Source organism: Aquiflexum lacus, assembly GCF_015476655.1.
In the GTDB taxonomy this organism is placed as follows: domain Bacteria; phylum Bacteroidota; class Bacteroidia; order Cytophagales; family Cyclobacteriaceae; genus Aquiflexum; species Aquiflexum lacus.
Window position 1 is genome coordinate 1 of sequence record NZ_JABFHF010000055.1, and the last position, 5,600, is coordinate 5,600.

Here is a 5,600-nt window from a genome sequence, read left to right on the forward strand (position 1 = left end):
TGCTTTCATGATATAGAGTTGAGTAAAAACGGTCAACCTATATCAGGGACATACAAACCTTCATCCCTTCTCCCTCATCCTTCATCCTTTCCTCACACCCTAAACCTCCCCAATAACTTGTCAAACCACTGCGAAGGCTTCTTCTTTTCATCGGCCTCATAATAATTTCCCGTGTACTTATTCCTGCGCATATAGGAGTAATTATAGCCATAGCCGTAATTGTAGCCCCCAAAGTCATAAACATCCCCACCGGCCCTGATGCCATTGAAAACAGCATAAAAATTATTGATCTGATCATTGGCATAAAGGTCATTGATCATCAGAAGGTACTTTTTGTGGGTATAATCCTGACGGACGATGTACAGGTTTACATCAGAAAAACGTAACAAATCCATTGTTTCAGATACAAGACCTATTGGCGGTGTATCCATCACCACAATGTCAAAATCCTGCTCCAGGTATTCCAAAAATTCCTTCATTTTGTCCTTCAACAACAACTCCGCAGGATTTGGCGGTACCGGGCCTGAGGGGACGAGGAAAAGATTCTCGTATTTGGTGGGCATGACGATGTCTTCTTTCTCCGCACGGTCTACCAAATAGGTGGAGAGCCCCTCCTTGTGGTCGACGCCCACGTACTCCGACATCTTAGGCTTGCGCAGATCGAGACCTACCAAGCACGTCTTTTTCCCACTCAATGCCATGGCAGAGGCCAGGTTGAGACTTACAAAGGTCTTTCCCTCCCCTGAGACTGAGGAAGTGACCAATATTTTTTTGCATTTTTTGTCACTGGATATGTAAAACAATGCCGATCGTAGCGACCGAAAGGATTCTGCCACCATCGTTTTGGGATGCTCTGAAACCAGCATATTGGTCTCCTTATTGCTCAGCCCAATGGTTCCCAACATCGGTATCCGGATGGCGTTCTTCAACTGTATCTGATCCATGATCCTGTTGTTCAGGTAATGATACCCCAACAAAAACATCAAAGGAATAAAAAATCCCAAACCCAAAGCCATACCATAATTCTGCGCTTTTTTGGGGAAAATCAAACTGCCCCTACGTGCGTAATCCACCACCGCATTGTCCGGTACATTGGAAGCTTTTGCAATGCCTGCTTCCGCCCTTTTTTCCAAGAGGTAATTATACAGGTTTTCCCGCAACTTATACTGCCTGAAAATATTGGTATAACTCGATTCTGTCTGTGGCAATTTGGAGAACTCCTGATCCAATTGTTCTAATTTCTTTCCTGCCTCCGCTTTTCTCCGCTCGGTATTCTCCACCAAATTGTTGATGTTTTCAAAAATATTCTCCCTGAGTTTGGCGATCTGTTCATCAATCGCAGCCACATTGGGATGGTTTTCATTCACCACCGAAAGCAGCTTTCTCCGCTCCAAGGATACCTCCATCAAACTCCTGATCAGACCGTTCAAAAAACCATCATTCAGACCCACAATGGATGGGGCGATAATGTCCCCATAATCACTGTTCTTGGCCATCAGATAAGTCTGAAGAGATTTGTAGTAACTGAGTTCAAAATCTATGTTCTGGACCAAGTCCTCCAAACTTTGAATATTTCCCAATACGCCGCCAAACTCCGAGTCCACACTCAATAGCTTGTTGTCCACTTTGAAATTCAACATGGCCCTTTCCACCACCCGCAGGGAATCCTCCAGGATATGCATCTGTTCATCTATAAACCTGAGCGTATTTTCTGATATCCGGTTCTTCTCCTTCAGGTCAAATTCAATGTAGGAATCCATCAGGGAGTTGACATAATCCCTGCCTTTCTCCACGACCTGCGATACCATCGATACCTGCAATACCGTACCATAACTGTTAATGGGACGGACTGCGATCGCCCTGGAATAGCGCTCCAAGACATCCACAGGATTATGGATAACAAAATACAGTTTATCCCCCTCCCTGACATTTTTAATCTTTTGAATGGTGAACTTGGATCTGGCAGAGGCGATTTCATCACCAAATTTGTAGGTCTTGTTTAAAATCTCCTCATCAGAGGGTCCACTCGCATTGGCACTGAGAAAATCAAAAAAGCCCTTTTCCTCATGGGTCAGGGTAAATTCATCGTCTGACAGCATGGTAAAATGAATCGTCCCCGATTCCGACTGCGGAAAATCCCGATCCACCTCCACCTTGATCGGTGATTTGTCATACAACTCTATCTCTTTGATGTTGGTAGAAGCATAATAACTGACATCAAAATGTAGTTTCTTCAGCGCTTCTTCCGCCAGATTTTTTGAAGTGAACAAAAGGATGTCATTCTCCAAATTATTGGTACCGCTGAAGATATTGGACCTATCAAGAATCCTGACCTCAGGGGAGTTCTTTTGACGGATCAAAACCGACCCGCGGACCTCATATTCCTCTACCGTATACCTGTGAAAAAGAAAAACCACCACAACAGCTATAAATATACAAGTAGCATACAATGGCCAATACCTGGAATACTTGATCAGGTAATACTTGATATCAATGGGTTTGACATCCTGTTCAAATTTCGATATGTCTATTTTTCCATCAATCATAAATTTCCTGAAATCAAAGCAAACATGAGCAATAAAGAAGTCGTGACCGAAACGATCAGACCCAAAGAAGCAGAAAAATTATCTGCATTTCCAAATTGCCTGATTTTCATCGGTTCCAAATATAAAATATCATTGGGTTGGATAAAATAGAATTCCGAAGCCAATAAGGCCCGGTCATTTAAGTTAATCTGATGGATTTTGGCCCCCCCGTCATATTGCCTGACAATAAAGAGTTTGTCTTTTTTCGCCAGTATACTCGACTCCCCTGCAAGTGCCAAGGCATCAAAAATGGTTGCCCTGTTTTTCATGATCAAAAGCGTTCCCGATCTGGAAAATTCCCCCAAAGCTGTAAACCTGATTCCTCCGATCCTCAATTTGACAAAAACCTCCTCCTTAAAATATTCACTGATGGCCTCCTGCACTTTTAACCTTGCCTCCTCCTCGGTCAGACTTGCAATTTTCACCTTGCCCAACTTAGGCAATAGTATATCTCCGTCCTGATCAATAGAATATCCTGTAAAATAGAAAATATCACCAGCGCCTCCACCGCCTCCACCACCGCGCATCGCCCTCGAACCCTGAAATTCAAAGGCCTTGGTCAATTCCTCATTCGATGAAGCAAAATCAATATCCACAATATCAAAAGGCTGCAGCACATACCGGTAATCCACTTTTGCAAATGGGATAAACTCATTGAGCTCTATGGCTTCATTTCCAGGTAAATTCTGCAAATAGGTAATCCTTTTGTTGCTGATACAGGATCCTGCAAAAAGTATAAAGGTAATCCAGATTAAGGTATGCTTCATAAGCGTAAAGTGGGCGATAACTTGCCTCCAAATATAAATATTTTTTATAGAGTTTCAGTATTACCGACAGGTGGTCTGACGAATAAGTCTCCCATATCAAAGAATTTAATTTCAGCTTCTCCAAATCCAATTATTCACAGAAAATACCTGATACCGAAGCTATGCGACTGAATTTAATCCTATGCAGTACAGTTTACTGAATACATGGGTAAATATGGGAATTGATTCCAATAAATAGCAAAAGAAAGAAGAAAAAAGTAGGGTTAAAAAATTTAAATTTTACAGTCCCTACCTATATCGTTGACATCTTCATAAAAAGTTTAGACGAAAAGTCGCTTAATCACCCGATTCAAAAGTACCAAAAGCTTTTACAAAAAAAAATACCCTAAACAGGGTATTTTTTAATCTAATAAAACTTATTTCAGGACTATTTTTGTATTATCAATGTTAAAACATCACTATTCCCAGAGGTTTTAGTGGAGACCAAATTTTCTTTTGATCAGAAATATTTATTTCATCACCTGTTTTTTGCACTGTTCTGCATATTCATACTGACTATGTCATATTCCTTACGAAGGGAATCAAAATACCGGAACAACTCTTCGAGATAATGTAGGTTTTCAAAAGGATATAAACCAAAATTATGGGGATGCCACCAAAGGTGGTACACCTCACCGGATTTCGCTGTGACCAACAGTTCATCTTTGATCCTTTTCAAACGCTGCTTATGCAATATTCCATCTTTTCTATAAGGCCGCAGCAACCTGGAAGCAGGCAACAAAATAGGATTCCCCTCCTCCAAGACTGGTAAAGGATAATGACTTGGCTGTCCAATATGAATAAATGTATCTCCGGTCCTGAAAAATCTTTTCAAGAGCCCATTGTTCTCTGTCCGCTCCCAAAACCAGTCCCTAGGATTGGAACGGATAAAGTCAAAGCCTTCTTCGTATGCCACACGTATCACCTCATCATGGTATTGATTTCTTGGAAACACCAGGGATTGCAGGTCCAATTGGAATTTATCCTTGGCCAATTGTTGGCAGGCACGCAGGTCTGAACGAAACTCCTCAGCCACTTGTCCCTTTTCGCAGGTATAGTAATGGGCAAAAGTATGACTTCCTATTTCCTGCCCCGGGCAATGCATCACCTGCCTGACCAATTCCGGCGCAAACAAGGCCTCAACATGAGGGGTCCGCTCTTTTTCCATCCAGGTATAGGCAGAATATTTTTTTTCATGGTATCCTGGCTTAAGGGCAGGGCTGTATTGTTCCCATTCTTCCAGGTTCTCCGCCATCAATGACCCCACGGTTGCCCAAGTAGCCTCGATGCCGTATTTTTCAAAAAGCTCCAAGATGTAAGGGACGACCTTTTTCGTCTCAGCGTAGTAGGATAAATTGTCTTTTAAGGCATATTTATCAAATCTGCCCCAATGCAGCTCAAAATCCAGCGATATGGTAAAAATTGCCTTTTTCAAATTTTGATATCTAAAAAACCAATATATAAAATCAGTCCCTAAGTTAAGTTAAATTTATAAATGTTGTAGTGGTTTAAAATTATTGTTTTGTTTCAACCTTGTCGAAGGGATCCTTATTGCCTTTAGCGAAATGGAAGGCGAAGTTTATCTTGGAACGAGAGGTTTCTTCCCGAAATGGAAAGGGGTTCTATTTAAGGAGAATTTTATTGATGCTTTTTTTAGTGAGTAACGTCTACCCCATTTTTCTTTCATTTCCTCTCTTACTTTTTTGCCCCGAGAAAATCGGGACAGGCTTTGACCAAAAAAGTAACAAAAAAGTCAAGACAATGAGATCCTATCCGCGCGCAAGGCCAGTGCCGGCCTGTCTGCCGAACAGGCAGGCCCGGCTTCCCGCAATTCTGCGGGACAGGCTATTGTCTTCCTCCCCACTTCCCTACCGAAATAGAGAAGGAAGTATAAATAAGGGTTTTTACTAGCAGCCCTGAAGTGGGCTGAACTTTGATTAGCCCCGGGTAAGGTGCTTCGAAATTCCTTTCGGTTTCTACCAACCTCCCTGCACCGCAACCCGGGGTCTGAAGGCGTCGACGGATCAATTTCGGGACGGAGCCGTCTTTATTGGAACGGGAGGTTTTTTACCGAAATGGAGAGGGGATCTTTTTAAGAAGAATTTAATTGACATTTTTTTCAGTGAGTGACGTACACTTGATTTTTTTTATCTTTGTCTCGTCCTGAAAATGGTTGACACTTTTGTTTTTCAAATATAGTCAGTGTTTC

Annotated in this window: 3 protein-coding genes; all 3 read right to left on the reverse strand. The window is 42.0% G+C overall.

What is annotated here, in order from left to right:
- Positions 1–92: 92 nt before the first annotated feature.
- The 3 genes from HMJ38_RS24860 to HMJ38_RS24870 all read right to left on the reverse strand — a co-directional run bounded on the left by HMJ38_RS24860 (position 93) and on the right by HMJ38_RS24870 (position 4,826).
- Positions 93–2,546 carry a GumC family protein gene (locus HMJ38_RS24860; protein WP_194977159.1) on the reverse strand — a complete coding sequence of 818 codons (2,454 nt, stop codon included), beginning with the start codon at positions 2,544–2,546 and terminating at the stop codon, positions 93–95.
- Entirely contained in the window at positions 2,543–3,352 is an 810-nt protein-coding gene (locus tag HMJ38_RS24865) for a polysaccharide biosynthesis/export family protein (RefSeq protein ID WP_194977160.1), read from the reverse strand. The genes HMJ38_RS24860 and HMJ38_RS24865 overlap by 4 nt, the downstream gene beginning before the upstream one ends.
- A gap of 517 nt (positions 3,353–3,869) precedes the next feature.
- A complete protein-coding gene (locus HMJ38_RS24870) occupies positions 3,870–4,826 on the reverse strand; it encodes a polysaccharide deacetylase family protein (RefSeq protein ID WP_194977161.1) in 957 nt (318 codons plus the stop codon).
- Between the last annotated feature and the right edge of the window lie 774 nt (positions 4,827–5,600).

Excerpts from the sequence above, each read along its gene's own strand:
- HMJ38_RS24860 (WP_194977159.1), bottom strand. The coding sequence starts at position 2,546 with ATGATTGATGGAAAAATAGACATATCGAAATTTGAACAGGATGTCAAA.
- HMJ38_RS24865 (WP_194977160.1), bottom strand. The coding sequence starts at position 3,352 with ATGAAGCATACCTTAATCTGGATTACCTTTATACTTTTTGCAGGATCC.